Origin of the sequence: Rhodoplanes azumiensis (genome assembly GCF_042682915.1) — a bacterium.
Taxonomy (GTDB): domain Bacteria; phylum Pseudomonadota; class Alphaproteobacteria; order Rhizobiales; family Xanthobacteraceae; genus Rhodoplanes; species Rhodoplanes azumiensis.
Genome location: NZ_JBHUIW010000002.1, coordinates 321,765 through 345,886 on the forward strand (window position 1 = coordinate 321,765; position 24,122 = coordinate 345,886).

The window sequence follows — 24,122 nt, forward strand, 5'->3', positions numbered from 1 at the left end:
ACTCACGTTTTCGTCGCCGAGAACGACCGCTCGATCGCGTCCGCGACGGCGCTCGCGGGGCGCCGACCCCTCACGTCGCCGAGAAGGCCTCGTGATACTCGACCGTCCCGGCGGGCGGGGGGGCGTCGCGGAACGCCACGGCGAGGACGTAGCGGTCGGGGACACCGGGGACGTGCAGGCCGGCGGGGCGGCGGAACCCGTGGCGACCGTAATAGGCCGGGTCGCCGACCACGATGCAGCCGGCGGCGCCGCGGACCTTCAGCCGGGTGAAGCCTTCCTGGATCAGCGCGGAGCCGACGCCGGCGCGCTGCCGGTCGGGCCGCACCGACAGGGGGCCGAGCGCCACCCAGCCGCCGTTCGTCCCGTTGCCGTTGATGCGGAAGCCGGGGCCGAAGATCTGCACGGCCGAGAAGGCCGCTTGGCCGACCAGGCCGGAAAAATCCTCGGCCACCAGGGCGACGACGGCGCCGCCGCTCGCCCACAGGGCGTCCATGATGGCCGGCTCGGTGCCCGAGGCGATCGGGAGACCGCGATAGGCGGCGGTGACGACGGCGCGCACGGCGTCGCGGTCGGCGTCGGTCTGGTCCCGCAGGGTGATCGAATCATGCATAGCCCGGCCGTCATAGCATCGACTCCGGCGACAGGAAGAGGGGGTTGCGCACGACCGGGTTGTGCAGTGCGAGGAGCGTGGCGCTCGGCCGGGCGGCCGCCGGCGCTTCGCCCGGTCGGTCGTCGTCCCCGCAGGCGCGGGGCTGACCGGACGCGCGGCCGGCGAAAGCCGGCTCAATGGCCGCCGCGGACGAACAGCTCGTAGAACGTCACCAGAACCTCGACGACGATCAGCAGAACGATGGTCGCCTCCAGCCGAACGCTGCGCTGGGTGTCGATGATGTCGGTGATGGCGCGCGCCGTGTCGTCGATCACCTCGAGCTTGCGGGCGAGCGAGGTGGCGCGCTCCTTCAGCTCGTACTCGTCGGCGAGGCGCAGCCACAGCCGCTCGAACTCCGGCTGGTCCCACAGGATGTCGGGCTTGTCCTCGATCTCGACGCGGCCGGCGAGGCGGTGCTGCACCTGCAGGGCCTGGCCGATGGTGCGCAGCATCTGGCGCCGGCCCGAGGGGGTGCGGCCGGTGCGGGCGAGCGCTGCCGCGAACGGCTCCATCACCTCCAGGACCGTGCCGACCTCGCGCTCGTCGCGCGCCAGCGCGGCGTTCTTGGCGAGCACGTCGGCGATGACGAGAATCCGCGGCGGGGTGAGGGCACGGATCGCCACCGGGCCGCCCGGCACCACCTGGTCGTCCTGGTCGGGGGCGATCTCGACGACGGTCGATTCGTCCTCGATCGTCTCGTATTGGCCGGCGAGGCGGGGGCCGAGCGCCCGCACCAGCTCGTCCTCCTCGACGGGCGACAGGCCGATCAGCACGGCGACGCCGTAGCGGAACAGCACGGCGTAGCCGCTCGCGCCGGTCCGGAAGGCGAGCGGCGTCGTCGAGACGAGGTCGCTGCGCTCCAGCCCGGCCGTGTCGATGCGGTCGCCGAGCAGCAGGGTGCGGGCGGTGAGGCGGGCGCGCGTCGCCGGCACCGCCATGGGGGCGGCCGGCGAGGCGACGGGAAGCGGAGAACGATCAGCCATGACCGCAGTATAGCAGGCCAGGGATGACAGGGAGGTGGGCGATCGGGGCGACGGCTCGGCCTCTACGGCCGGTTCACCGTCGGGGAGTTGCCGGTTGTCCGGATCGTCGAAAGAGCCCTATAATTCGGTCATGACGAAGCTTTTCGATCAGGCCGTCGAGGCCGCCCGGGCCCTGCCGCCGGACGCGCAGGACGAGCTCGCCCGCGTCATGCTCGACATCCTCGCCGACGACCGACCGCCCGAGCCGATCGATCCCGCCGACGGGCCATCCGTCCGCGAGGGGCTCGCGCAGGCCGATCGCGGCGAGTTCGCGACGGATGCCGAGGTCGCTTCCGCGTTCCGCCGCTTCGAGGGATGACGATCCGCTACACGCGCCGCGCGGTCGCCGACCTCTCGGGCATTGCGGAATACATCCGGTCTCACGACCCGCCGGCTGCGCTTCGCGTGCGTGACGCCATTCTCGACAGCATCCGGACGCTGGCTCTGTTTCCTCGGGCCGGACGCCGGCAATCCGTGGCCGGCGTCCGGAAGCTGGTCACCCGGAAGTTCCCGTATCTGATCTATTACAGCGTCCATGGGGCGACCGGGGACATCGTGGTCCTCACCGTCAGGCATCCCGCCCGGCGTCGTGAGCACGAGGACGGCTGAGGGGCTGCCAGGAGGGGCGGACCTTCCGCATCTCCGTCACCGAGTCCCGCCTCACCCCGCCATCGCCTCCTCGTATTGCGACGACAGCGTCAGCCACTCGTCCTCGGCGGTCGCGAGCGTGCTCGCGGCGTCGGCCCGCTCCTTGGCGAGGCCGGCGGCCTTGGCGGCGTCGCGGGCGTAGAGCGCGGGGTCGGCGAGCGCCGCGTCGAGCTTGGCGATGTGCTGGTGCAGCGTCTCGATCTGCTTCTCCAGCGTGGCGATCTTCTTGCGCAGCGGCGCCAGCTCGGCGCGCTTCTCGGCGGCGGCGCGACGTTGGTCCGTGCGCGACGGCGTCCTGTCGGCCTTGTCGCTGCGCCGGTCGGTCTCGTCGTCGCCGGCGAGGATCATCCGCCGGTAGTCGTCGAGATCGCCCTCGAACGGCGCGACCCCGCCGTTCGCGACGAGCCACAACCGGTCGGCGCAGGCGTCGAGCAGATAACGATCGTGCGACACCATCACGACGGCGCCGGGGAACTCGTTGATGGCGTCGATCAGGGCGGCGCGGCTGTCGATGTCGAGGTGATTGGTCGGCTCGTCGAGCAGCAACAGTTGCGGTGCGTGGAAGGTCGCCAGCCCGAGCAGCAGGCGTGCCTTCTCGCCGCCCGAGAGCTTGCCCACCAGCGTGTCGGCGGCGCCTTCGGAAAAGCCGATGGCGCCGGCCTTGGCCCGCACGGCGCTCTCCGCCGCGTCCGGCATCAGCCGGCGGACATGCGTGTAGACGCTCGCGCCCTCGTCGAGCTCGTCGAGCTGATGCTGGGCGAAGTAGCCGACGTCGAGCTTGTCGGCGCGGGTGACGCGGCCGTCCATGGCGCCGATCTTGCCGGCGATCAGCTTGACGAGCGTCGACTTGCCGTTGCCGTTGGCGCCGAGAAGCGCGATGCGGTCGTCGTTGTCGATGCGCAACGTCACCCGCTTGAGGATCGGCTTGCCGGGCTCGTAGCCGACCGACACGTCGTCGACCGCGATGATGGGCGGCGACAACAATCGTTGCGGCGCCGGCAGCACGATCTCGCGCACCTCGTCGGCGATGCGCGCCGGCGCCGGCCCGAGCCGCTGCAGCATCTTCAGGCGCGACTGCGCCTGCCGCGCCTTGGTCGCCTTGGCGCGGAAGCGCTCGACGAAGGCGGTGAGGCGGTCGCGTTGCGCCTCCTGCTTCTTGGCGAGCTTCTGGTCGAGCAGCAGGCGCTCGGCCCGCGTCTTCTCGAAGGTCGAGTAGTTGCCGCGATAGAAGGTGAGCTTGCCGTTCTCCAGATGCAGGATCGAATCGACCGCGTTGTCGAGCAGGTCGCGGTCGTGGCTGATCACCACGACCGTGTGCGGATAGCGGGCGATATGCTCCTCGAGCCACAGCGTGCCCTCGAGATCGAGATAGTTGGTCGGCTCGTCGAGCAGCAGCACGTCGGGTTCGCGGAACAGCACCGCGGCGAGCGCGACGCGCATGCGCCAGCCCCCCGAGAACTCGCTCACCGGCCGCTTCTGGTCGTCGTGCGAGAAGCCGAGCCCGTGCAGGATCGCGGCGGCCCGCGCCGGCGCCGAATGGGCGCCGATGTCGGCGAGGCGCGTGTGCAGCTCGGCGATGCGGTGCGGGTCGGTCGCGGTCTCGGCCTCGGCGAGCAGCGCGGTGCGCTCGGTGTGGGCGGCCAGCACGATGTCGATCAGCGGCTGCGGTCCGTTCGGCGCCTCCTGGGGCAGGGTGCCGATGACGGTGCGGGCCGGCACGCCGATCTCGCCCGTGTCGGCGTGGTGCTGGCCCGTGATGGTGCGGAACAGAGTCGACTTGCCGGTGCCGTTGCGGCCGACGAGGCCGACGCGCGCGCCGGCGGGAACCTGCACCGAGGCGCGGTCGACGAGAAGGCGTCCGGCGATCCGGACCGTGAGGTCGGTGATGACGAGCATGCCGCCTTATACACGGATTTTCGGAGCGGGCAGGGGGCGTGTGCCCGTTTCGCCGGTCGTCCCGAGGCGCGGCGCAGCAGCGAGCCCGGGATCCATACGCCCTGCGGTCGTGAGTCACTGATGGGGGGGATGGATTCCGGGCTCGCGGACCTGACGGTCCGCGCCCCGGAACGACCGTCAGCCGCTCACCAGCACAGCGTGGTCATCACCTGGCCCTGCTTGTTCTTGATCACGTGCGGGCAGCGCAGCCGCTCCAGGGCCGGCTTGGCGTCGGCATTGCCGAGGGCCACGGCGCGCTCGTAATAGGCCTTGGCGGCGGTCGTGTCCTTGTCGCCGCCCAGGCCCTCGGCCGCGAAGAAGCCGGCACGCTCCAGCGCCGCCGCGTGGTCCTGGGCCGCCGCCTTCTCGAACAGGGCGCGGGCGCCGGCCGCGTCCGGGGCGCCGCCCTGGCCTGCCGCGAGCAGCAGGCCGAGCTGGTACTGCGCCTCCGGGTTGCCGGCGTCGGCCGCCTTCGCGAGCAGGGCGCGCTGGCGTGCCGGATCGGCTCCGGCCGCACCCGCGCCGACGCCGGCGCCGCCCGACAGCGCCGCCAGATTGGTCACGCCGCGCGGATTGCCGGCCTCGGCCGCCTTCTCGAACAGTTTTCGCGCCTGCTCGTCGTTCTTGGCCACGCCCGTGCCGGTGGCATAGAGGAGGCCGAGCTCGACCATCGCGGCGGAGCTGCCCTTGTCGGCGGCGCGGCGGAACGCCGCCGCGGCCTCGGCCGGCTGGCGATTCGCCGCATAGGCGCGGCCGAGCGCATATTGGGCGCGCCGCGATCCTGCCGCCGCGACCTTGCAGAACTTGATCGCCGTCGCCACGTCGCCGGCCGCGATCTCGGCGACGCCCTTCACGTCGGCCGGCTTGTCGGGATCGCTCGGATCGGCGGCGATGCGGTCGCACAGCACGAGATCCGCCGACTGGGCGCGGGCGTCGGCGACCGGCGCACCGACCAGCGCAACGAGGCCAATGCAGGCGGTGGCGAGAAGGCGATGGCGTGTCGTCATGGGGATGTCGCCGAGCGTCCGTCCGATGTGCCTTGCCGTGCGGCGAAACGAGACTACGACCGCCGGCAGGGGCCGGCAAGGCGGCCGGCAGGATGTTCGAAGGCGCACCGGCCTTCGTGTAGAGTGCGCACCACACGCAACCGAGGAGGTGTCGATGTGCGTTCCGGGATGCATGGAGGCCGTGACGGCCGGGCTGTCGCGCCGCGGCTTCTTCGGCCGCGCCGGAGCGACGGCGGCCGGCTTCGCCGCGACGGCGATCGCGCCGGCCTCGGTCCTGGCGCAGCGCGCTCCCCCCGCCGCCGCGCCGGCCGCGCCCGCGCCCGCACCGACGCCCGGGATGCCGACCAGCTTCACCCGGGTGATCGATCTCTCGCACACGCTCGGGCCGAAGTTCCCGACCTTCTTCGACACCGCCGGGATCGAGCTGGAGCAGCGCGCCGATTTCGCCAAGGACGGCTACAACATGTATGTCTGGAAGCTCATCGAGCACGCCGGCACGCATATCGACGCGCCGGTTCATTTCGCCGAGACGGGCGCGAGCGTCGACCAGATCAGGACCGAGACGCTGGTGGTGCCGCTCGCCGTCGTCGACGTCGTCGAGAAGGCTTCCGACGAGGCGGACTATCTGATGTCGCGGGCCGATCTCGATGCGTGGGAGGCCAAGCACGGCCGGTTGCCGCGCGGCTGCTGCGTCGCCATGCATTCGGGCTTCGGCAAGCTCGCGCTCACCGATCCGGCCCGCTTCATCGGGCGTGACGTCGACGGCACGCTGCACTTTCCCGGCATCGCGCCGGAGGCGGCGGAGTGGCTCCTGAAGGAGCGCGAGGTCGTCGGGCTCGCGGTCGACACGCTGTCGCTCGACCATGGCCCCTCGAAGGACTTCAAGACTCACAAAGCGTGGCTGCCGGCCGGCCGCTGGGGCCTCGAGAATGTCGCCAATCTGGAGCAGGCGCCGGCCGTCGGGGCGACGCTGGTCGTCGGCCTGCCCAAGATCGAGGAGGCGACCGGCGCCCCGGTGCGTCTGTTCGCGCTGGTCTGATCACGTCGCCGGACGTGATTCTCGCGCGTATCGCCGCCCATCCGATCCGAGCGCCGCGTGGCGAATATACGACCGTACAGTCGAGCGAACAAACCCGGCGCGCGTAACCCGATGCGCACGAAGAAAGGCGGGCGGTTCTTTCGAACCGCGAAGGTCCGAACAGAAAAAAGGCGGGCGGTTCTTTCGAACCGCCCGCTGGGCATCGCAGCATCGCGCACCCCCGTGGCACGACGCTGCGCACCGACCGTGCGATCGAGACGACGCTCTCGCGTGTCGATCGATCGTTCGCGGGGGACAATGCTGCGGGTGGGTCTCAGCGGCTTTGATCTAGATCAGCCGTGGATCGGAAAATGGGGAAAGACCGCCCGCCGAGCCGGCCATGCGATGCCGGAAAGCCGCATGAACAAAGGGGTTCCCGCGCCTCGTCGCGACGCGCGGCCGTCGCTGCATACGACCAATGTCGGATGCGACGGTGGTGAACGGCGGCGCCGACACGGCGTCGCCGGCGCGTGGATCGCGTCACGCCGCGCTGTCGCGTCAACCGTTCCAGTCGATCGTGCCGACGTCCCACTTGGCGCGATTCTTCGTCGCCTTCCTGATGAAGTCGTCGACCGCCGCCGAGGGCTTGTGATCCGGATTGGCCTTGCAGTAGGTCGCGATCATGCCGACGACCTTCTGCTCGTCGAGGCCGGCGAGATCGACGTGCTTCCCGTCGTGCTCGAGCAGCGCGACATTGGCGGCGCTCAGATAGCCCTGCACCCAGGCGTAGAGCATCAGATTGACGGGGTTCTGCAGGCCCTCGGTCGGCTTCAGATCGGCCGCGAGCTTGCTGCAGGTCGACGCCCCGATGCCTTGGGTGACGAGCGGCTCGGCGCGCGTCGCGGCCGGCAGGGCGATCACACCGGCGGCCAACAGGCCGGTGGCGAGCAGGGGGGCCACGAACGTCCGTCCGATCATCGGAAACAACCTCCAAGGTACGAGGGCCGCGCCGCGACCACCGGTCGAGAGGCGCTCTCCCGGTCGGGGCGCCGTCGGCCGGGACACTAGAGCACGGCCCCGGACAATGGGAGCCAATGCGGCATAAAATCGACAAGTTTGCGGTTCGAAACCGGGCGCGTCGCGGCCGGCGCGCCGGCCGCGGTGGGGACGGTCGTGTCGGGGACAGCTGTATCGGGGACAGCTGTGTCGGTGAGCGTCTCGTCGGAGACGGTCGTATGGCGTGCGCCGGGGAGGCGAGATGCTGGGATTCGATCCGGCCGGCGGAGTGACGTCGCTGCCCGTCTGGGGGGCCGGGCTGGTCGCCGTCCTCGCCGTGGTGGGGGCCGTCGCCGCATGGCGGCGCAGCGGCGCCGGCGCGCTGGTCGCCGGCATCGCCGCCCTGATCGTCGCGGCGATCGCGGCCGGAGCCGCCGTCACCATGGGAATGATGCTGCACGAGCAGGTGGCCGAGCGCCGCGCGCTGGAGCAGCGCGTCGCCGATCTGACGGCCCGCGCTCTGGTTCCGGGCTCGCCGCTCGCCTGCCTGGACGGGCTCGCCGCCACGCCGGGCGAGGCGGCCTGCGAGGCGGTGCTGTTCGGACGCCCCGAGGCCGCCGCGGCCGCGGTCGCCTACGTGACCGCCCAGATCGATCTCTTCGTCCAGACGGCGCCGCGCCTCGCCGGGGACAGCGCGGCGGCCCGCGCCCTCCTCCCGTTGAAGCGCGCGCTTGCCGCCGACCGGTTCGGCCTGGTCGCCCATGTGCTCGCCGTACAGTCCGGCTGCTCGGCCGACTTCTGCCCGCCGCTGGCGCTGTTCGAGCAGCCCGACCGGCTGCGCGGCCATCTGCGCGAGCGGCCCTTCGACACCATCCTGGCCCGCCATGCCGCCGGCTGGCGCTCCGGCGGAGACCTCGACGGCCCGGTGGCCGGCGCGACGGCGCCCGGCCTCGCCGGGACCGGCCGCACGCCCGCGCCCGAGGGAGCGGCACCGGCCGCCGGCCAGCCGGTGTCGTCGCGCTACGATTTTCCGTCGGCCGCCTCGATCCCGCCGGTGAGCATCATGGCGCCGGAGCCGTCGCCGCCGGCGCCGCCGGTACCGCCGCGCGACCTGCCGGCCGCCGTGCCGGCCTCGCCGGGCGCCCGACCGGGGGCCGCACCGCCGGCAGCCGCGCCCCCGTCGGCGGCGTCGGCCGCGCCACAGACCACGGCACCGGTCGGGCCGCAGACCGCGACGCCGGCGCGCAAGCCGCCCCCGCCGGCCCCCCGTGCCGCCCAGCAGCAGCGGCCCGCGCCGGCTCCGGCGTCACCGCCGTCGCGCGGCCCGGTGCCGCTGGCGCCGCCGGCCGTCCCGCCGGCCGCCCCGCCGACCGACGACTGACCGGCGCCCGAAAGGCGCCCGTACCGTCCGTCCCCAATCCCGACGCCTGTCCACAAGCCGACCGCGGCTCGCTGGCCGCCGACCCGGCGATGCGCTAGGACCGGCGCATGCCCCTCCATCTCGTCAAGCTCTGCGTCGGTTGCGACGGCATCGCCGATCTCGAGGACTGGATCCGCGAGCGGCTCGCGAAGCGGCCGAAGGGGAGCCCGCGCGAGCACGCCCATGTCACCCGCATGGTGCCGAAGCGCGCCGACGAGCTGATCGCCGGCGGCTCGCTCTACTGGGTGATCCGCGGCGAGATCGCCTGCCGTCAGACGCTGCTGCGGGTCACTCCCTTCGTCGACGACGACGGCGTCGGCCGCTGCCGGCTGGTGCTGGCGCCGGACGTGGTGCCGGTGGTGCCGCGCCCCCACCGGGCGTTCCAGGGCTGGCGCTATCTGGCTGCCGCCGAGGCGCCCGCCGACCTGGATCGCGCCGCGCCGGGCACCCAGGCCATGCCGGAGGAGATGCGGCGCGAGCTGAGGACGCTCGGGCTGCTGTGAGCGGCGGCACCGGGCTAGCCGGGTTGCGAGTTACCGTTGGGCTGACGACAACGTCGTCTATACCGGCCGCCGTCGCGAATCGTCTCAAAATTCGACGCAAATGCCTGTCGAAATTAACCTGATGCACAATCTAAGTCTTTCCCTCGTCCAGTCATCAGCTGGAACTTTTGGTGAGGGCGGGTTATGATGGCTAAGTAAAAGCCTTTAGCCCCATCCGACCCGCCCGGGCCCCCATGCTGCAACGGAACGACCCGCCGGATACCCAGACGACGGCCGAGCGCCGGCAGGACATTCGCGTCGTCGTCAGCCTGCCGGGTCGATACGTCCTGCCGCGGCGCCGTACCGTCGACGGAACCAAGCCCGAATTCGCCTGTCGGCTGGTCAACATCTCGCGCCACGGCATGATGCTGGCCGGCCCGGTGATCGGCAACGTCGAGGAGCCGGTGACGGCGTATTTCGACGAGTTCGGCAAGCTCGAAGGCAAGGTGCTGCGTCGCCTCTACGGTGGCTTCGCGATGAGCATCGTGGCCGACGTCGAGACGCTCGAACGGCTCGAGGCGAAGCTCGACTGGCTCGACAAGCATCAGCGCGACGCCGCGCCCAACACCCGCCAGCACAAGCGCATCGTGCCGGTGAACCCGCACTCGACCCTGATCCTCGCCGACGGCACGGTGATGCCGTGCTTCGTCATCGACATGTCGGCCTCGGGCGTCGCCGTGTCGGCCGATCTGCGCCCGCCGATCGGCATGCCGCTCGCGGTCGGCACCGTGGTCGGCCGCGTGGTGCGCCGCTTCGGCTCCGGTTTCGCCGTGCATTTCACCCACGAGCAGGCGCCGCATCATCTCGAGCAGCTGCTGATCAAGCCGCCGTCGCGGCCGCGGGTCGCCGCCGCCGATCTCGCCTACCGCGAGATCGTCATGATCGACGACGAGCCGCTGCCGTTCTGACGCGGCGGGGCCGGGCGCGCAGGCGCCGGATCAGACCGCGAGATTGTCGATCAGCCGCGTGGTGCCGAGCTTGGCCGCGACGAGCAGACGGATCGGGCCGTCCGTCAGGGCGCGCACCGGCGCCAGCGTCTCGGCGTGGCGGGCCTCCAGATAGTCGACCGCGAAGCCCTCGCGTGCCAGGGCCTTGCGGCCGCTCTCCAGCACGGCGCGGATCGGGCGTCCCGCATCGATCTTCGCTGCGCAGTCGGAGAGCACGCGATAGAGCGCCGGGGCGCGCTGCCGCTCCTCCGCCGACAGATAGGCGTTGCGCGACGAGCGGGCGAGGCCGTCCTTCTCGCGCACGGTCGGCACGCCGATGATCGCCACCCGCAGATCGAGGTCGGCGGAAAGCCGTGTGACCACCTTGAGCTGCTGATAATCCTTCTGGCCGAACACCGCGATGTCGGGCCGCACCTGGCCGAACAGCTTCGCCACCACGGTGGCCACGCCGCCGAAGAAGTGCGGCCGGAAGGCGTCCTCCAGGCCGGCCAGCGCCGGGCCTTCCGGCGCGATGCGGGTCGAGAAGCCGTCCGGATACATCACCGCGGTGTCGGGCGCCCAGACGAGGTCGATGCCGGCTTCGGCCAGCGCCGCGACGTCGGCGGCGAGCCGGCGCGGATAGCTCGCAAAATCCTCGGTCGGGGCGAACTGGGCCGGGTTGACGAAGATCGAGACGACGACCCGGTCGGCCTTGCGGCGGGCCTGGCGCACCAGCGTGAGATGCCCTTCGTGCAGCGCCCCCATGGTGGGCACGAGCGCGACGGTCTCGCCCGTCCGACGGAACGGCGCGAGGGCGCGATCCAGGGCTTTCAGCGTGCGGGCGACGGGAGGACGGGCGACGGGAGGACGGGTCGGCATGATGGTCGGTTCCGGCGGGCGGCGGCGGCCCACGGACGCCGGCAAATCAGCGCCGGGACACCGGCGCGATCGTGGCGCCCGTTCACCGTGATCTGTTCACGACTCGCCGCGCGGCCGAGAGATAACTTGACCCCCCGATGCGATCAAAACAAAAATCGCCCGGCACGGAGGCGTTTATGTGGTCGGATCCGGATCATCGTGAGTTGCGTCGGCGGAGCCCGATCTCGGCCCATGTGATCGTCGTCGGCAACGAGAAGGGCGGCTCGGGCAAGTCGACCACGGCCATGCATCTCGCCGTCGCGCTGATGAAGGCCGGGCAGCGGGTCGCCACCATCGATCTCGACTCGCGCCAGTCGACGCTGACCCACTACGTCGAGCGGCGCCGGCTGTGGGGCCACCGGATCGGCCGTCCGCTCGAGATCCCGCTTCACTTCTGCATCGCCCGCGCCGAGGGCGCGCGCGTCGACGAGAACGAGACCGCCGAGTTCGGCCGCTTCGCCGAGGCCGTCACCGAGATCGAGCACCGGCACGACTTTCTGGTCGTCGACACGCCGGGCGCCGACACCTACCTGTCGCGGCTCGCCCATTCGATGGCCGACACGCTGGTGACGCCGCTCAACGACTCGTTCCTCGACTTCGACGTGCTGGCGGCCGTCGATCCGCACACCCTCGAGATCACCGCGACCAGCCACTATTCCGAGCTGGTGCGCGAGGCGCGCCGGCAGCGCCGCATCGTCGACGGCAAGACCACCGACTGGGTGGTGGTGCGCAATCGTCTCTCGACGCTCGGCTCGCGCAACCGCCGTCTGGTCGGCGAGGGGCTCGACCGGCTCGCCGGCCGACTCGGCTTCCGCTTCGTCGAGGGCTTCGCCGAGCGGGTGATCTATCGCGAGTTCTTTCCGCGCGGCCTGACCGCCGTGGATGACATCGGCGAGGAGACGCTCGGCACCCGCCCGAGCCTGTCGCACGTCACGGCCCGGCTCGAGGTGCAGGGCCTCGTCTCGCATCTGCGCCTGCCGCTCGACGACCGCGGCAAGAAGCGCGCCGAGGCGCGCGCCGAGTGGTTCATGAGCGCCTATCGCCCCCTCGACACCGACGAGATCCTCGACGACGCACCGTCGGAGGAGGGGCCGTTGACCTTGCCGCGGATGCCGACGCCGACGTGAGGGCGTGCGTTCGATTTCCGCTCGTCTCCGCGCATGCCCCGCGCCCGGGACACGCGCGCGGCATGCCGCCGACGCGGCGGCGTGTCGCTCCGGCGGCTTGCCGGGTGCCATTGCGCCGGCGGCCGTTCGCGGCCACTTCTAGGGGCATGACTCGCCACGGGAGTTCCGCTCCGTTCTGCCATCGGCCCCGTTCGCGCCGCTGCCTTCTCGGGTGCTCCGATGCCGAAGCCTCCTGACCGCCCCACGACGGACCGCCCGTCGGGCGGCGACACCACGCCGGCCACGACCTCCACGCGCGCCGAGATCGACGCCTTCGTGGCGCAGGTGAAGGCGCTCGGCGCCGCCCGCGCGCCTGGCACCGTGGCGGGCGGACGTGGCCGCCTCGTCTTCGCCCTCGACGCCACGATGAGCCGGCAGCCGACCTGGGACACCGCCTGCCGACTGCAGGCCGACATGTTCGCCGAGGCCGGCGCGGTGGGCGGGCTCGACGTGCAGCTCGTCTATTTCCGCGGCCTGTCCGAGTGCCGGGCGTCGAAATTCGTCTCCGACCCGAAGGCGCTCGCCTCGCTGATGGAGCGAATCGACTGCCGCGGCGGCCACACCCAGATCGGAAAAGTCCTCTCGCATGTCCGCCGCGAGACCGAGGCGGCCAAGGTGGCGGCGCTGGTCTATGTCGGCGACGCCATGGAGGAGCCGGTCGACGATCTCTGTGCCCGGGCGGGCGAGCTCGGGCTCGCCGCGGTGCCGTGCTTCGTCTTCCAGGAGGGGCACGATCCGGTCGCCGAGCAGGCCTTCCGTGAGATCGCCCGCCTGTCGGGTGGCGCCTGGTGCCGGTTCAGCGCCGGATCGGCGCACGAGCTCGGCGCGTTGTTGCGGGCCGTCGCCGCGTATGCGAGCGGTGGCCGCGACGCGCTGCATCGCCTCGCCGGCCGGAACACCGCCGCGGTGCGCCTCCTGGAGCAGCTTCGATGACGCTTCTGCTCGGTGTCGCCGTCCTGGTGATCCTGATCGCCGCCCTCAAGGGCTTCTCCAAGGCCGACCCGCGCGGCCTCGCCAAGGGCGCCCGCATCGCCGGCGGCGTCGCGGCACTGGGCGGCGGCGCCTTCCTGGTGGCGCGCGGCCAGATCGGGCTCGGCGTGCCGCTCGGCCTCACCGGCCTCGGCCTGCTGGGCTGGCTGCCGTTCGGCGGCGCCACTTTCGGACAGCGCACGCAGAAGAGCCCGGGGCAGGTGTCCCGGGTGCGCTCGGCCTTCCTGGAGATGGAGCTCGATCACGACAGCGCGACGATGCGGGGCCGTATCGTCGCCGGCCGGTTCGCCGGCGCGCCGCTCGACGGTCTCGACGTCACGACGCTCGTCGGCCTGTCGGCCGACATGGACGAGGAGAGCCGGACCCTACTGGCCGCGTATCTGGACCGCCGGAGTCCCGGCTGGCGTGAACACGCGCAGGGTGGTGCGGGCGCGGGGCAGGGCGGCGCGCCGGGGTCCGGCAAAATGACGGAACAGGAGGCCTATCAGATCCTTGGCCTTGAGCCGGGGGCGAGCGCCGACGACATCGGCCGCGCCCACCGGCTGCTGATGAAGAAACTGCATCCCGACCAGGGGGGGGCGACGTACCTCGCGGCCCGTGTGAACGAGGCCAAGGAGGTTCTGCTTCGCGGACATCGATAAGAACTCCGACGCAACGCAACAACGACACGATCGACGGTCACGCGCCCGCGGCCGACAGGGCCGGGGAGCCTCGCCTCGAAAAAAAATCCCCGATTCCGGGTGTTGTCGGTCGCGGCGGCCGGTCTCGCGTCCTGTTCGCGCGGTCGTCCGCTCCGTTAAAGACAATTGTGTCCGTTATTTATTAAATCTCGGTTCCCGTGCGGCGCGGGCCTCCCCGTCATGGTTTTCGGAGACGAGGGCTTTGCAGGACGTTCGTCATCCCGGGGCGCGGACCGTCAGGTCCGCGAGCCCGGGATCCATACGCCCGGAGATGGTGGCTTACGACAGACAGGGGGTGTGGATCCCGGGCTCGGCGCGGAGCCTGTGCTCGGGCGGCGCGAAGCGTCGGCCCGAGTGCGCCGCCCCGGGACGACCGAGGTCGGGTCCGAAACGCCGATGCCCGGCACGAGGCCGGGCATCGGGACGAAACGGTGATCGGGAGCGGCCGGCGGCCGCGCGTCTCAGTTCTTGATGGTCAAGCAGGCGAAGTCGTTGCGCTTGAGATATTTGCAGGCGGCCTCGGCGGCGTCCTTCTCGAAGCCGGCGAACCGGGCGCGGTAGAAGGTCTTGTTGTCGCGGGTGACGGCCTCGGTGAACGGCTCGGCGTGGCCGAGCAGCGACTTCGCCTTGGCCTGGGCGGAGGAGAGGCGGCCCTTGGCCTCGCCCTCGTCGCCGAAGGCGCCGATCTGGATGATCCAGCCGCTGCGGACGACCGGCTTGCGGGCCGGGTCGGCGGCCGGGCGGCTCGCCGCGCTGGCCAGCGCGAAGGTGCTCTCGCCGTCCGCGGCGGCGACCGCCACCGGACGGACCGGCGCCGCCGGAGCGGCGACCGGGGCAGGGGCGGGCGCCGCGGCCAGGGTGGCGGGCGCCTGCGGAACCGGAGCCGGCGGGGCGGCGACCGGGGTGACCGCGGTGACCGCGGTGATCTGCGGGGCGGCCGGTGCGGCCGCGGGCGGTGCGGCGGCGGCTTGGACCGGGGTCTGTACCGGAGTCTGTGCCGGGCGGGCCTGGGCGGCGGCCGACGGGGTCGCGACAGCGACCTGGACCGGGAGCGACCGCACCGGGGCGGTCTCGGCCGCGGCGGCGTGCACCGGCTGCGCCGGGGCGGCGGCGATCGCGGCGGCGGCGGCCGGGCGGGCGGGCGCCGGGGTCGGGGCCGGCGCGGCGAGCGAGCGGGTCGTCGCGGCGTTGCGGACGGCGCGGTCGTCATGCGCCGGAACCACGGGCAGGTGGGCGAGCGGCGGAGTCAGCGACGCGGTCTGCACGCCGCCGAGCTTCACCTTGATGGTCTTGACGGCGATCGGCTTGATCGGATCGGCGGACGCCTGTGCCTTGCCGGTCTCGGGCTTGCCGGCGGCGGGGCGCTCGATCTTGGCGGCGGCGACGGGGAAGCGGGCGCCCGGCATCGCGGTGGCGCCGGCGGCCGCGGTCGGCGGCGTCGCCGGCACGCTGCCGGCGGCGGCGAGCATCACGCGGGGCGTGGCGGGCGGCGGGGCGGCGGCCGCGGCGACCGCGGTGTCGGCATCGCGCGCCTCGGCGATCATCGGCGCGGTCCGCTTGGTGGACGCGGCGTCGATGTACTTCTCCAGCAGGCTGCGCATCTTGGCGTCGCGCGCGCCGGCCGAGCTGCCGCCCAGCACCACCGCCACGAGATGGCGGTTGTTGCGCTTCATCGACGAGACGAGATTGAAGCCGGAGGCCCGGACATAGCCGGTCTTGATGCCGTCGACGCCCTGCACCGAGCCGAGCAGCCGGTTGTGGTTGCGGATCGTCTGGCCGCGGAACGCGAAGGACGAGATCGAGAAGTAGCGGTACTGGGTCGGGAACCGCTCCTGGATGGCGCGGCCGAGGATCGCCTGGTCGCGCGCCGAGGTGACCTGGCCGCCGTCGGGCAGGCCGGAGGCGTTGCGGTAGACGGTGCGGGTCATGCCGAGCGCCCGCGCCTTGCGGGTCATCAGCTTGGCGAAGTCCTCCTCGTCGCCGGCGATCGCCTCGGCGATGACGACGGCGGCGTCGTTGGCCGAGCGGGTGACGAGGCCGCGGATCGCCTCGTCGGCCGTGATGGTCTGGCCGGGCTTGAGGCCGAGCTTGGTCGGCGACTGCGAGGCGGCGTGGGCCGAGACGGGGAGAGGCGTGTCGGGCTTGATCTTGCCGGCCTCCATCCGCTCGAACAGCAGATAGAGCGTCATGATCTTGGTGAGCGAGGCGGGGTGGCGGATGCCGTCCGGCTCGGCGGCGTGCAGAACCTGGCCCGAATTGGCGTCGACGACGATCGCGGCGTAGGGCGGATTGTAGCCGCCGCCCTTGGCGACATGGCGCTTGCGCCCGCGCGCATCGGCCGAATCGACGAGAAGGGTAAACGCCGCGACTCCGGCGAGCAGGCCGACGGCGAGCGTGCGATATCCACGCGTGGTCCCGAATGTCAGGAGCATTGTTTCCCCTCATCCATCGGTCGCGTTGGCCTGCGCCCGATGTGTCCCCGTGACGTCCTTGGCCGCCGGCCGTTTGCCAAACCCGCGGCGGCTCACGGTTCCGTTACCAATGAAATCGGGCGTGAACGAGACGACGTGCAGCTCCCAAGCTAGGCAGGCCCGGTTGCGAATTGGTTAACGAAATATTTGGTTAACAGGCAGAATTTGCCTGTTTTGCTGCACTGCAAAATTGCCTCTTGAAAAATTGTGCAGTGCACACTATATTCAGGATGGTCGCAGCGCACGGGTTCGCGTTCACGTGGTGATCACCGGGTGGTCGCCCAGCCGTGCGGGTTGAGGCCGCAAAATGCAACCGGGAGACGTCCCATGACCATCCGTCTCGACACCGTGCAGGGCTTCGGCAAGGACGGGCTCGACGCGACCATGAAGTCGTTCGGCGCCGTGTCGCAGAGCATGCAGGCGATCGCCGCCGAGGCCGTCGACTATTCGAAGAAGTCGTTCGAGCAGGGCACCCAGGTGCTCGAGCAGATCCTCGGCGCCAAGTCGCTCGACAGCGCGCTCGAGTTGCAGTCGAACTACATCAAGGCGAGCTACGAGTCGTTCATCGCCCAGTCGAACCGCATGAGCGAGCTCTATGCCGATCTCGCCAAGCAGATCTACAAGCCGCTCGAAGGCGTCGTCGGCAAGCTGCCGACCTCGCCCTTCGCCGGCCAGGCGACGAGCTGAACGGCCCCCGGCGCGGCCCGCGCCGGCCGACGGCCGGTGACGGCGCGCCGCGGCCCGATGCCCGCCCACCCCCGAACGCGAGACCCAAAGCCCGGCCGCGAGGCCGGGCTTTTCTCGTCGATGGAGACGCGCGACGTCGGGACGGCGACTATTTGGCGACGCGCAGCCGCGTCAGCTGGGTGCCGATGGTGTCGAACGTGGTGATGATCTGGTTCGCCGAGGTCAGGTAGTAGTAGTTGCTCGACGAGCTGGCGCAGGCCTGCAACAGCGACGGCGTGCCTTCCATCACGAGGATCGTGTAGATGGTGATGCCGGCCGCCTTGGCGGCCGTGCACGCGGCCTTGGTGCGGGCGTCGATCGCCGACTGCGACGAGCTGAAACGGTTCTGGGTGTTCTCGCCGTCGGTCAGCAGGATGATGACCTTCTGATAATCGTAGGTCGGATCCTCGGGCGGCGCCGCCAGCGGCGAGCCTTGCGTCAGCGAATGCCATGCCCACACGAGCCCGATCGTGATGTTGGTGTTGCCGTTGGGCGTCATCTCGTCGACCTTGCTCTTCAGCGACGTCCAGTCGTAGCTCAGCGGCTTCAGCTCGACCGGGCAGTAGGCGTACTGCTCGGCCGGGAAGAGCGTGGCGGAGGTGCCGACGACCGGGGCGGCGTTGCTGATGTCGTAGTTCTGGTCGCGGTCCATGAGGCAACCGTTCCAAGTGCTGTGCGACTTGGGTGTCCAGGTGCCCTTGTTGCTCGTGCAGGACGACTTGGTCGTGTAGGACGATTTGCTGCATGTCCCGTTGGCGACGTCCCAGTCGTCCCATTTGACCCAGTTCTGGGTGTAGTTCGACGTGCCGCCGACGTTCACGTCCTTGCTGAACGGAATGATCGAGACGTAGACGTCGCCGGTGTTGGTGGCCGACGACTTGAGCTGGTCGATCAGGTTCTTTGACGCGGTCTTGAGGGCCGTCATCTTGCCCGAGCTCGCCATCGAGCCGGTGTTGTCGAGCGCGAGCGCGACGCGCAGCCTCGTGTTGCCCCAGGCCGTGGTCGACGACACCGCGATGGTGAGCGACGGGAAGCCGAGCAGCCCCATGAACTGCGTCTTCATGGTGGCGGTGGCGTCGACCTTGACGCTCGACACCGCGGCCTTGGAATAGGTCGCCGTGACGTTGGTGACGGTCGCCTCGGGATTGGTGACCAGCGCCCGGAAGTAGGTGTCGGCCGAGGTCTGGACCTGGGCCGAGGTCTGGCTGGTCGCGGTCTTGGAGACGGCGAGCGCCGCCGAGTCGGCCGCCGCCTGCATGGTGGTCTTGATCGCGTTGGCGCGGCTGTAGTCGATCGCCGCGCCGACCAGGCCGAGCACCGGGATCAACGAGGCCGCGAACAGGATCGCGACATTGCCGCGCTCGTCGCGACGGAACGCCTCGAGGAGCGACCATGCCTTGGAGAGATGCGTGCTCATGGTGTTCGAACCCCGCCGAACCCGGCCCGATCTGGCCGTTCCGCCATCGTTACCGAGAGAGATCAAACCAAAGCCTAATTTGAGACAAGAAACCCGACCCGATCGGGCTCGCCCGGACGGTTCGGCGGCGTTCGTGCGAAAGACGGTTTACGGCTCCTCACCGGGAGCGTCGAAAACCGGCTGGACAGCCGCGGAAGCGGCTGCGCCGAGCCGGTCGGGCGCGGCCCGAACGAGGGCGAGAGGGGCGGCGAGAGCGGGTGAGCGCAGGGCCGAGGAGCGCGCATGCGTGCGGCGCGGCGCGCCGGGGCGCGGGCCGTCGGCGGCCGGTGCCCGCGGCCGGGCAGCCGGCCTCCGGCCGCCCCGGACGGGCGCGCCGTCGAGACGCCTATTTCGACAGGCGCAACTTGGTGAGCTGGGTGCCGATCGCGTCGAAGGTGGTGACGAGCTGGTTGGCCGCGGTCAGATAGAAGTAGCGGCTCGAGTCGCTCGCGCAGGTTTGCAGCAGCGAGGCGTTCCCCTCCATCACCAGGACCGTATAGAGCGTGATCTTCGCGGCCTTGACGTTGACGCAGGCCTTCTCGGTGCGGGCGTCGACCGCGGTCGACTGGCTGGAGCCGTTCCCGTTCCAGCGGTTCTGAGTGTTGAGGCCGTCGGTGAGCAGGACGATGACATCCTGGTACTCGTAGTCGGCGCTCTTGGCCGGCGGGTTCAGCGGCGCCCCCTGGGTCAGCGCCTGCCAGCCCCACACCAGGCCGATGGTGTTGTTCGTGGAGCCGTTCGGCGTCATCGCGTCGATCTTGGCCCTGAGGGCCGTCCAGTTGTTGGTCAGCGGCAGCATCGCGGTGGTGCAGTAGCCGTACTGCTCGGCCGGGAACGCGACGCTCGCCTCCGGGGCGGTGACCAGGACGTCCCAGTTCTGGTCGCGGTCCATCACGCAGCCGTTCCAGGCCGAGTGGCTCTTCGGGGTCCACTTGCCGCCGTTTCCCGTGCAGGTCGCCTTGGTCGTGTAGCTCGTCTTGGTGCAGGTGCCGTTCAGCGTGTCCCAGATGGAGAAATCCACCCAGGTCGGGATGGTCTCGCCCGTCTTGACGTTGACGTCCTTGCTGTAGGGGACGATCGCGACGTACACGTCCTCGGGATCCTTGGCGGCCCCTTCGAGCTGGGTGATCAGGTTCTTCGACGCCGTCTTGAGGGCGTCCATCTTGCCGGAGCTCGCCATCGAGCCGGTGTTGTCCAGCACCAGGGCGACGCGCAGGCGGGTGTTGCCCCACACGGCGGTCGCGCTGCCGGCCACCGGCAGCTCCGAGAATCCCATCAGCGTTATGAAGGTCGTCTTGACCGTGCCGGTGCCGGAGACGACGAGGGTCGAGCCCTTGCTGTTGGTGTAGGAGGTGGTCAGCGCGACGTTCTGGACGTCGGGTCGGTCGAACATCGCATTGAACAGCACGTTGGCCTGCGCCGCGATCGCGCCCGAGGCGAGCGCGTCCTTGTCCTTGGACAGCGCCAGGACGGTCGAATCGAGCGCCGACTGCATGGCACTGCGCGCCGACGCGGCGCGGGAATAGTCGACGGCCGCCCCGACGAGGCCGGTCAGCGGGACGATCGAAAGCGCGAACAGTGGCACGACGCTCGCGCGTCGGTCTCGCATGAACCGTCGAATGGACATGGCGTACCACCGGGTTGGAAGGGCCCCGTGCCATAGTGCCGGGCATCCATTCACGTTCGGTTCAACAGCCGCCGAACTTTCGCCGGGTTCCCTTCGTGTCCTGTTAACCTTGGTCGACGCCGGCGCGGCCGGGCGTGCCGCGGCGGTCGTCGTTTCGGCGCGACCCGCGCTGCGGTGCCGGGACGTTTCGCCGCGCCGCCCGGCGCCCCGCACGCCGGGAGAAGGTCGGTCCGCGGGGCGACACGCGGCCGGGCATCCGCGGTGGCGCGGAATCCGCGGTGGCGCGCATCGGTCGCGCGGCCCGGTGGCGCGGCCGGGCGAGTGAGGTCGAGGGTTCCGACGCTCCGGACGCGGTCCGGATCGAGCGGCCCGGATCGAGCGGTCCGGATCGCGCGGCCGGTTCGGAGTGTCGGCGCGAGCGTGTCCGGCCGGGGGATTCGGCCCGCCCCGACATGTCGCGACGCGGGATGGTCGTCGCCCGGCGGCGCGGATTTGCGACCCGGTCGCGCGGTACGACCGGCTGGTGGCGAAGCAGGGCGTTGCTTATTATTTATGCTCCGGGGCCGCGCCGGGCTGCGGCATGCTTCGGTGCCCGACCCGGACGGGGCCGGCCCCTTCTTCGTACCGAAACGAGATCATGACGGCCTGTTCGAACGACCTTCCTCTCGTCTCCGGCGTTCGGCGCGGCATCACGCCGCCGACCGCGGCGAACGGCGACCGCAAGCGCCGCCAAGACCCTGCGGGGCCGGGCACGGCGGTCATCACGAAGACGAAACCGCAGACCAAAAGACCGAACCTTTACCGGGTCTTGCTGCTTAACGACGACTACACCCCGATGGAGTTCGTGGTGCATGTGCTGGAGCGCTTCTTCAACAAGGACCGCGAGGCCGCGACCCGCATCATGCTGCACGTCCACCATCACGGGATCGGCGAGTGCGGCATCTTCACCTACGAGGTGGCCGAGACGAAGGTGACCCAGGTGATGGACTTCGCCCGCAAACACCAGCATCCTCTCCAATGCGTGATGGAGAAGAAGTGACGGGGACGACACGGACGCCAGGCACGACCGTTGCAGGCACGATCGATACGGACCCGGCGATTATGGAACAGGCGATCCGGACCAGGACAGGACGATAAGCTGATGCCCACCTTCTCGCGCAGCCTCGAGCAGTCGCTCCACCGGGCGCTCGCGCTGGCCAACGAACACCGCCACGAATACGCGACGCTCGAGCATCTGCTGCTCGCCTTGGTCGACGACCAGGATGCGGCGGCCGTGATGCGGGCGTGCAACGTCGATCTCGAGAAGCTGCGGCGCAATCTCGTCGCCTACATCGAGTCCGAGCTCGAGAATCTGGTCACCGACGGCACCGAGGATTCCAAGCCCACGGCGGGTTTCCAGCGCGTCATCCAGCGCGCCGTCATCCACGTCCAGTCGTCCGGCCGCGAGGAGGTGACGGGCGCCAACGTGCTGGTCGCGATCTTCGCGGAACGCGAAAGCCACGCGGCCTATTTCCTGCAAGAGCAGGAGATGACCCGCTACGACGCCGTGAACTACATCAGCCACGGGATCGCCAAGCGGCCGGGGCTCACCGAGGCGCGACCCGCCAGGGGGGCGTCGGAGGAGGATTCGGACGGCGCCAAGCCGAACGAGGACACCAAGAAGAAAGGTGACGCCTTGGAGGCTTATTGCGTCAATCTCAACAAGAAGGCGCGCGAGGGCAAGATCGACCCCCTGATCGGCCGTGACGGCGAAATCAGCCGCACCATCCAGGTTCTGTGCCGGCGCCAGAAGAACAACCCGCTGTTCGTCGGCGATCCCGGCGTCGGCAAGACCGCGATCGCCGAAGGGCTGGCGCGCCGCATCGTCCACGGCGAGGTGCCGGACGTGCTCAAGGGCGCGACCGTCTTCGCCCTCGACATGGGCACGCTGCTGGCCGGCACCCGCTACCGCGGCGACTTCGAGGAGCGGCTCAAGCAGGTCATCAAGGAGATCGAGGCGTATCCCAACGCCATCATGTTCATCGACGAGATCCACACGGTGATCGGCGCCGGCGCGACCTCGGGCGGCGCCATGGACGCGTCGAACCTGCTCAAGCCGGCGCTCGCCTCGGGCACGGTGCGCTGCATCGGCTCGACGACCTACAAGGAGTACCGCCAGTACTTCGAGAAGGACCGCGCGCTGGTGCGCCGCTTCCAGAAGATCGACGTCAACGAGCCGACGGTCGCCGACTCGATCGAGATCCTCAAAGGGCTGAAGCCGTATTTCGAGGACTACCACAAGCTCAAATACACCAACGAGGCGATCAAGGCGGCGGTCGAGCTGTCGGCCCGCTACATCCACGACCGCAAGCTGCCCGACAAGGCGATCGACGTGATCGACGAGTCGGGGGCGGCGCAGATGCTGCTGCCCGAGCACCGGCGCAAGAAGACGATCGGCATCAAGGAGATCGAGACCACCATCGCGACCATGGCACGGATCCCTCCGAAGACCGTGTCGAAGGACGACGCCGTGGTGCTGTCGAACCTCGAGGAGAATCTCAAGCGCGTCGTCTACGGCCAGGACAAGCCGATCGAGGCGCTCTCGGCGTCGATCAAGCTCGCCCGCGCCGGCCTGCGCGAGCCCGAGAAGCCGATCGGCTGCTACCTGTTCTCCGGCCCGACCGGCGTCGGCAAGACCGAGGTCGCCAAGCAGCTCGCCGCGACCCTCGGCGTCGAGCTGATCCGCTTCGACATGTCGGAGTACATGGAGCGGCACACGGTGTCGCGCCTGATCGGGGCGCCGCCCGGCTATGTCGGCTTCGACCAGGGCGGCCTGTTGACCGACTCGGTCGACCAGCATCCGCACAGCGTGCTGCTGCTCGACGAGATCGAGAAGGCGCACCCGGACCTCTACAACGTGCTCCTGCAGATCATGGACCACGGCAAGCTGACCGACCACAACGGCAAGCAGGTCGACTTCCGCAACGTGATCCTGATCATGACCACGAACGCCGGCGCCGCCGATCTCGCCAAGGCGGCCTACGGCTTCCACCGCAGCAAGCGCGAGGGCGACGACACGGAGGCGATCAACCGGCTGTTCGCACCGGAGTTCCGCAACCGTCTCGACTCGATCATCGCGTTCGGCCACCTCGACGAGTCGATCATCGCCAAGGTGGTGGAGAAGTTCGTGCTGCAGCTCGAGGCGCAGCTCGCCGACCGCGACGTCACGATCGAGCTGTCGGACGAGGCGTCGAAGTGGCTCATCGTGCGCGGCTACGACCAGCAGATGGGCGCCCGGCCGATGGCGCGCGTCATCCAGGAGTTCATCAAGAAGCCGCTCGCCGACGAGGTGCTGTTCGGCAAGCTGAAGAACGGCGGCCACGTCCGGGTGATCGTGACCAAGGACGAGTCGACCGGCGAGAAGCTCGGCTTCGAGTTCCTCGACGGGCCGATCACGCCGAAGCCCGAGAAGGTGCCGGTGCCGCCGAAGGTCCGCCGCAAGCGCGGCGGCGGCGGGGGCGGCGGCTCCTCCCGGCGCGCCAAGCCGTCCGGCCCGAAGGGGGAGGGCGGTCCGCCCTCCGGCGGCGGCGGTACGGGTCCGGGCGGCAAGGGCTCGGTGCCCAAGGTGCCGCTGGTCAAGGCCTGAGCGGCGCGGCCCGTTCGCGCTCGCCGATCGGTCATCGATCGGATCATCCATCGGGTCATCGACAAGCGGGTCATCGACAGGCGGATCATCGACAGGACGCCCCGGCTCGCCGGGGCGTCTTTCGGTTCAGGCGTCTCGTGCCTGACGGCGCCGGGGCGATGCCGGTCGATACCTGACCGCGTCGCGAAGCCGATTGCGCCGTGCCGGCGGCTGTGGGACAGAGCCGTCATGGTGCAGGACGAACAGGGAGGCGGCGGCCCGGCGGTGCGGGACGGCACGCCCGCGCGAGACGGGTCATCC

The 24,122-nt window shown here is 70.4% G+C and carries 21 protein-coding genes; 12 read left to right on the forward strand and 9 right to left on the reverse strand.

Going from position 1 to position 24,122, the window contains the following annotated elements; all coding sequences use genetic code 11:
* Positions 1–70 precede the first annotated feature (70 nt).
* Positions 71–610 carry a GNAT family N-acetyltransferase gene (locus ACFSOX_RS03280; RefSeq protein WP_378476353.1) on the reverse strand — a complete coding sequence of 180 codons (540 nt, stop codon included), beginning with the start codon at positions 608–610 and terminating at the stop codon, positions 71–73.
* Positions 611–783: 173 nt separating this feature from the next.
* Positions 784–1,632 (reverse strand): RMD1 family protein, encoded by an 849-nt coding sequence (locus tag ACFSOX_RS03285; RefSeq protein WP_378476354.1) that lies wholly within the window; start codon positions 1,630–1,632, stop codon positions 784–786.
* Positions 1,633–1,762: 130 nt separating this feature from the next.
* Between ACFSOX_RS03285 and ACFSOX_RS03290 the strand changes: the two genes are divergently transcribed.
* Entirely contained in the window at positions 1,763–1,990 is a 228-nt protein-coding gene (locus tag ACFSOX_RS03290; protein WP_378476355.1) for a hypothetical protein, read from the forward strand.
* Positions 1,987–2,280, forward strand: coding sequence for a type II toxin-antitoxin system RelE/ParE family toxin (locus tag ACFSOX_RS03295; RefSeq protein ID WP_378476356.1), 294 nt, complete (start codon positions 1,987–1,989; stop codon positions 2,278–2,280). Before ACFSOX_RS03290 ends, ACFSOX_RS03295 begins: the two co-directional genes overlap by 4 nt.
* 51 nt (positions 2,281–2,331) lie before the next feature.
* Here ACFSOX_RS03295 and ACFSOX_RS03300 read toward each other — a convergent pair whose 3' ends face one another.
* Positions 2,332–4,215, reverse strand: coding sequence for an ABC-F family ATP-binding cassette domain-containing protein (locus ACFSOX_RS03300; RefSeq protein ID WP_378476357.1), 1,884 nt, complete (start codon positions 4,213–4,215; stop codon positions 2,332–2,334).
* Positions 4,216–4,400: 185 nt separating this feature from the next.
* Complete coding sequence (locus tag ACFSOX_RS03305) at positions 4,401–5,261, reverse strand: tetratricopeptide repeat protein (protein WP_378476358.1); 861 nt, start codon at positions 5,259–5,261, stop codon at positions 4,401–4,403.
* A 154-nt stretch (positions 5,262–5,415) separates the two neighbouring features.
* Between ACFSOX_RS03305 and ACFSOX_RS03310 the strand changes: the two genes are divergently transcribed.
* A complete protein-coding gene (locus tag ACFSOX_RS03310; RefSeq protein WP_378476359.1) occupies positions 5,416–6,300 on the forward strand; it encodes a cyclase family protein in 885 nt (294 codons plus the stop codon).
* A 537-nt stretch (positions 6,301–6,837) separates the two neighbouring features.
* Here ACFSOX_RS03310 and ACFSOX_RS03315 read toward each other — a convergent pair.
* Positions 6,838–7,257 (reverse strand): hypothetical protein, encoded by a 420-nt coding sequence (locus ACFSOX_RS03315; protein ID WP_378476360.1) that lies wholly within the window; start codon positions 7,255–7,257, stop codon positions 6,838–6,840.
* Between the two features lie 280 nt (positions 7,258–7,537).
* Between ACFSOX_RS03315 and ACFSOX_RS03320 the strand changes: the two genes are divergently transcribed.
* The 3 genes from ACFSOX_RS03320 (at position 7,538) to ACFSOX_RS03330 (ending at position 10,145) form a co-directional block, all read left to right on the forward strand.
* Entirely contained in the window at positions 7,538–8,656 is a 1,119-nt protein-coding gene (locus tag ACFSOX_RS03320) for a hypothetical protein (protein ID WP_378476361.1), read from the forward strand.
* Positions 8,657–8,763: 107 nt separating this feature from the next.
* A complete protein-coding gene (locus tag ACFSOX_RS03325) occupies positions 8,764–9,198 on the forward strand; it encodes a DUF1489 family protein (RefSeq protein WP_378476362.1) in 435 nt (144 codons plus the stop codon).
* 233 nt (positions 9,199–9,431) lie between these two features.
* The gene (locus tag ACFSOX_RS03330) at positions 9,432–10,145 is read left to right on the forward strand and encodes a PilZ domain-containing protein (RefSeq protein ID WP_378476363.1); all 714 of its coding nucleotides are present in this window, start codon (positions 9,432–9,434) and stop codon (positions 10,143–10,145) included.
* Between the two features lie 30 nt (positions 10,146–10,175).
* On the opposite strand, the gene panC is transcribed toward ACFSOX_RS03330, so the two are convergent.
* Positions 10,176–11,042: a pantoate--beta-alanine ligase gene (panC, locus tag ACFSOX_RS03335; RefSeq protein WP_378476364.1), complete on the reverse strand. Its 867-nt coding sequence runs from the start codon at positions 11,040–11,042 to the stop codon at positions 10,176–10,178.
* Between the two features lie 176 nt (positions 11,043–11,218).
* Between panC and ACFSOX_RS03340 the strand changes: the two genes are divergently transcribed.
* The 3 genes from ACFSOX_RS03340 to ACFSOX_RS03350 all read left to right on the forward strand — a co-directional run bounded on the left by ACFSOX_RS03340 (position 11,219) and on the right by ACFSOX_RS03350 (position 13,878).
* Positions 11,219–12,208: a division plane positioning ATPase MipZ gene (locus ACFSOX_RS03340; RefSeq protein ID WP_378476365.1), complete on the forward strand. Its 990-nt coding sequence runs from the start codon at positions 11,219–11,221 to the stop codon at positions 12,206–12,208.
* Between the two features lie 219 nt (positions 12,209–12,427).
* Positions 12,428–13,180 carry a vWA domain-containing protein gene (locus ACFSOX_RS03345; protein ID WP_378476366.1) on the forward strand — a complete coding sequence of 251 codons (753 nt, stop codon included), beginning with the start codon at positions 12,428–12,430 and terminating at the stop codon, positions 13,178–13,180.
* Positions 13,177–13,878: a DnaJ domain-containing protein gene (locus tag ACFSOX_RS03350; protein WP_378476367.1), complete on the forward strand. Its 702-nt coding sequence runs from the start codon at positions 13,177–13,179 to the stop codon at positions 13,876–13,878. Before ACFSOX_RS03345 ends, ACFSOX_RS03350 begins: the two co-directional genes overlap by 4 nt.
* Before the next feature lie 500 nt (positions 13,879–14,378).
* Here ACFSOX_RS03350 and ACFSOX_RS03355 read toward each other — a convergent pair whose 3' ends face one another.
* Positions 14,379–16,349 (reverse strand): serine hydrolase, encoded by a 1,971-nt coding sequence (locus ACFSOX_RS03355; protein WP_378476368.1) that lies wholly within the window; start codon positions 16,347–16,349, stop codon positions 14,379–14,381.
* Between the two features lie 366 nt (positions 16,350–16,715).
* Between ACFSOX_RS03355 and ACFSOX_RS03360 the strand changes: the two genes are divergently transcribed.
* Positions 16,716–17,075 (forward strand): phasin family protein, encoded by a 360-nt coding sequence (locus tag ACFSOX_RS03360; protein WP_378476369.1) that lies wholly within the window; start codon positions 16,716–16,718, stop codon positions 17,073–17,075.
* Positions 17,076–17,223: 148 nt separating this feature from the next.
* Here ACFSOX_RS03360 and ACFSOX_RS03365 read toward each other — a convergent pair whose 3' ends face one another.
* Both ACFSOX_RS03365 and ACFSOX_RS03370 read right to left on the reverse strand, forming a co-directional pair.
* Positions 17,224–18,531: a vWA domain-containing protein gene (locus tag ACFSOX_RS03365; RefSeq protein WP_378476370.1), complete on the reverse strand. Its 1,308-nt coding sequence runs from the start codon at positions 18,529–18,531 to the stop codon at positions 17,224–17,226.
* A gap of 385 nt (positions 18,532–18,916) precedes the next feature.
* Entirely contained in the window at positions 18,917–20,179 is a 1,263-nt protein-coding gene (locus ACFSOX_RS03370; protein ID WP_378476371.1) for a TadE/TadG family type IV pilus assembly protein, read from the reverse strand.
* 655 nt (positions 20,180–20,834) lie between these two features.
* Between ACFSOX_RS03370 and clpS the strand changes: the two genes are divergently transcribed.
* Both clpS and clpA read left to right on the forward strand, forming a co-directional pair.
* Entirely contained in the window at positions 20,835–21,236 is a 402-nt protein-coding gene (gene clpS, locus ACFSOX_RS03375; RefSeq protein ID WP_378476372.1) for an ATP-dependent Clp protease adapter ClpS, read from the forward strand.
* A 102-nt stretch (positions 21,237–21,338) separates the two neighbouring features.
* Positions 21,339–23,822, forward strand: coding sequence for an ATP-dependent Clp protease ATP-binding subunit ClpA (gene clpA, locus ACFSOX_RS03380; RefSeq protein WP_378476373.1), 2,484 nt, complete (start codon positions 21,339–21,341; stop codon positions 23,820–23,822).
* Positions 23,823–24,122 lie beyond the last annotated feature (300 nt).